Source organism: Mycobacterium parascrofulaceum ATCC BAA-614 (assembly GCF_000164135.1).
GTDB classification, from domain to species: domain Bacteria; phylum Actinomycetota; class Actinomycetes; order Mycobacteriales; family Mycobacteriaceae; genus Mycobacterium; species Mycobacterium parascrofulaceum.
In genome coordinates, this window is the sequence record NZ_GG770607.1 from 1 (window position 1) to 1,460 (window position 1,460).

Here is a 1,460-nt window from a genome sequence, read left to right on the forward strand (position 1 = left end):
ACTCTCAATGACGATGTCAAGCCGCCGACTGAGTGATCGGGGGTGAGTCGGGTTGCCAGGTGCGGTTGTCGCGGATGAGTGCGTAGAGGACGTTGGTGCGGCGTCGGGCCAGGCAGATGGTGGCTGGGATGGGTCGTTTGCCTTGGTTTCGTTTGCGTTGGTAGTAGGCGCGGGAGGCCGGGTCGCAGCGGATGGCGGTCAGTGCGGACATGTACATCACCCGGCGCAGCCGGCGGCTGTAGCGCTTGGGGGTGTGCAGTCGTCCGGTGCGTTTTCCCGAATCTCGAGATACCGGTGCGAGCCCGGCCCAGGCGGCGAGCTGGTCGGCCGAGCCGATCAGTTCGGGATCGCCGACGGCGGCCAGGAATTCAGCACCGAGCCGAAATCCCATGCCTGGGATGCTGGTGATCACTTCGGCCAGTGGATGGCGGCGAAATCGGTCCTCGATGTCGGCATCGGTGGTCTTGATGCGGTCATCGAGGGCAATCACCCCCTGCGCCAGATCAGCGATCAGTCCGGCGGCCACTTGTTCGCCGGGCAGTCGGACCGTTTGAGTTTTGGCGGCCGCCACCGCAGCCGCCGCAATGGCCGCGGCATTACGCACTCCGGCGTCGGCCAGGATCCGGGTCAGCCGCGAAATACCGGTCTGGCGGATGGCTTTGGGGCGCTGGTAGCGCGCCAGCAGCACTACCCAGCCCCGGTCAGCGCTGAGCTGGGCGGCCCGCTCCAGCGCCGGACACACCGCAACGAGTTGTTGGCGCAGTCGGTTGATCGTGCGGGTGCGGTCAGCGACCAGGTCGGCGCGATGAGCGGTGAGCAGCCGCAGTTCGGTGATCAGATCGTCGTCGGGATGCAGCAGTGGCAAGTCATCGCCGCGCATCCGCGACTGATCAGCGATCACCCGGGCGTCTTTGGCGTCGGTCTTGGCTTCACCACCTCGATAGACCGCCGAGGCTTGCCAGACCGCACGGCCCGCCAGGTAGCGCACCGACTTGCCGGCATCAGCCAACACGGTCAACAACAGGGCGGCATACACCGTGGTCAGGTCCACCGTCCAGGCAACCTGATCAGCCAACGAGTCAATCTCGCCGATCAGCGCACGGATCGGTTGCTCCTCGTTGCCGAGTCTGCGCGACAACACCACCGTGCCGCTGTTGTCGACCACGCACACCCAGTGATGTTCCTTGCCGACATCAACCCCAGCCCACAACTGGCCCGCTGCCATCGATCTCCTATCCGCTTGTCTGCCAACACGATCCCCACGGACAACCCCGCCAGCATTTCCTTAAACAAGCGATCACGTCGCAGATCTCAATCAGCGGCCCGAGGAAGTCCAGGAAGGCCGGGCGGCCAGTCCTTTCAAGCCGCACCACCAGGCCGGCAACCGACATGCCGCCTCACCCGACCCACCCGGGTCACAGCACAACGTAACAACACGAAGTAACTGCACCTACGAACTT

1 protein-coding gene is annotated in these 1,460 nt (G+C 64.7%); it reads right to left on the minus strand.

Features of this window, described 5'->3' with window-relative positions:
- Positions 1-16: 16 nt before the first annotated feature.
- Positions 17-1,225 carry an IS110 family RNA-guided transposase gene (locus tag HMPREF0591_RS29765; protein ID WP_007172600.1) on the minus strand — a complete coding sequence of 403 codons (1,209 nt, stop codon included), beginning with the start codon at positions 1,223-1,225 and terminating at the stop codon, positions 17-19.
- Between the last annotated feature and the right edge of the window lie 235 nt (positions 1,226-1,460).

Bases quoted from the DNA above. Each gene is read 5' to 3' on its own strand.
- HMPREF0591_RS29765 (WP_007172600.1), bottom strand. From the start codon at position 1,225: ATGGCAGCGGGCCAGTTGTGGGCTGGGGTTGATGTCGGCAAGGAACAT.